The organism is Vibrio sp. 10N.261.46.A3 (assembly GCF_041472995.1).
GTDB lineage: Bacteria > Pseudomonadota > Gammaproteobacteria > Enterobacterales > Vibrionaceae > Vibrio > Vibrio coralliirubri.
Genome location: NZ_JBFRRH010000055.1, coordinates 1 through 1,704, shown reverse-complemented (window position 1 = coordinate 1,704; position 1,704 = coordinate 1). Strand labels below are relative to the sequence as shown.

At 42.8% G+C, this 1,704-nt stretch carries 1 protein-coding gene; it reads left to right on the top strand.

Annotation, left to right across the window (positions count from 1 at the left end):
• A partial coding sequence (locus tag AB4484_RS13595) for a primase C-terminal domain-containing protein (RefSeq protein WP_372078685.1) occupies positions 1-468 on the top strand: 468 nt, incomplete at its 5' end.
• Between the last annotated feature and the right edge of the window lie 1,236 nt (positions 469-1,704).

The window sequence follows — 1,704 nt, the reverse complement described above, 5'->3', positions numbered from 1 at the left end:
GAATACACGCTAGATGAACTTGCGGATTATCTCGATTTAAAAGGTCATCCAAAGAAAGGAATTGAATCTTCTGGCTTAGGTCGTAATTGTGAGTTGTTTGAATCATCAAGAAAGTGGGCATACAGAGTGATTAGGGACTATTGGGCACCAGACTACACGCTGATGTGGAATGACGCTGTATACGACTACGTAGAATCCCTTAACGCTCAATTTAAAGTTCCTTTGCCTGTGTCAGAGGTGAAAGCAATCGCTAAGTCTATCGCTAACTGGACGTACAAGCATTTCACACCGGAGAAGTTCCGACAAAGCCAAGCAAGGAAAGGGGCGAAAGGCGGTAAAGTTTCAAAAGCTGGCGGTCGTCCTACAGGAGCTATTAAAACTGATTCAATCGCTCAGGTTAAACCGTGGGAAAGCTTAGGGATCAGTCGTCGGACTTATTACAACTGGAAGAAAGCCGGTAAACTTTAAGTTGCACTAAAAACAAGCCTTATCAGATAACAGCCCGTTTTAGGGCTGTTTTGCTTTCTAGCATTAAGCGTGATTATTTCAGAGTATCTCTTAGAGTGCCTTTGTCTTACATTCATGTTTTGAGACCACGTTATATTATAAGGAGGTTGAGATTACGCTTAAAGAGATTCCTATCTTTTGCTGTTTTATCTACACCGCTCGGCGCAGTGTGTGAGTAAGCGAAGCGTCCGAACACCGAGCAAGCGGAATACACTCGATCTTAAACTGTGGCACTGTCACTCTTCCCTAGAAATTAAACTACTCCATGCTTTCTTCCCCGAATTTTAAGTTTGACTTTAGGCTTCTTTTTTCCTCAAAACCGATATGTAATTCCGATATGCAGAACCGATATATGGTCATATCGGAATTACATATCAGTTCTACATATCGGTTTTCTTATTCTGCTCGGCTCCTTTTATTCTTATGTCTTATCTGGGACTAAGATCTGGGATTACCTTCTGGGACTCGATGAGTCCTAGATCTTAGTCCTTGTTGTTAGTCCCAGATCGGAAAGAATAAGAGCAAAGAAAAGAGCAGCTTAGAAACATGTTTCTAAGACCTAGGATGCGTAGCGCTACGCGCGACCAAGCACTTCAGGAGGGTGAAATAGTTTGTTTTTTCGCTGTTCGTTCCTCCCTGTCTCAAACCAGCCTTTTCATCCAACCAGAATCACTTGGTCTCGCCTACTCAACGCATCCCAAGAGCATGCACTAAAATTACCAATTCCCCTCTCCAGTTCGGCACTTCCAGTGATTGAATTTCTTAACGCTTACGAAGCACTTTCATTCCCACATAACAATTAAATCCCCTCAGAGGGGGACGCTATGGCGATTGATTTAGGAAACGAAAAGCAAAGCGTCACACGTTGAACATATCACTAGCTGGATCTGTCACTTCTGACGCACTCACTCCGTTCGATTGTCGGATCGTTCTCCCTCATGAAAGAACTTCGTCCATTTCACGAGAAATTACGATCTCAGCGGGAAAGTTTCAGTTATGAGCGTTACGGTGTGATTTTGATGTGAGTTCAAAAGATGTTAATTCTCAGCGTAAAGCTCTCAGAAAGTGAAATTAACTTTCAAAGCAGATTTGTGTGTCTATGGGTGGTTTTGGCTCTTAAAATGGCTTACAGGGCGCCTGAAGGGGGTCTAGACGGTGTTTCTGATAGTAAAGTCGTGGATTTTACATAATAGGAAT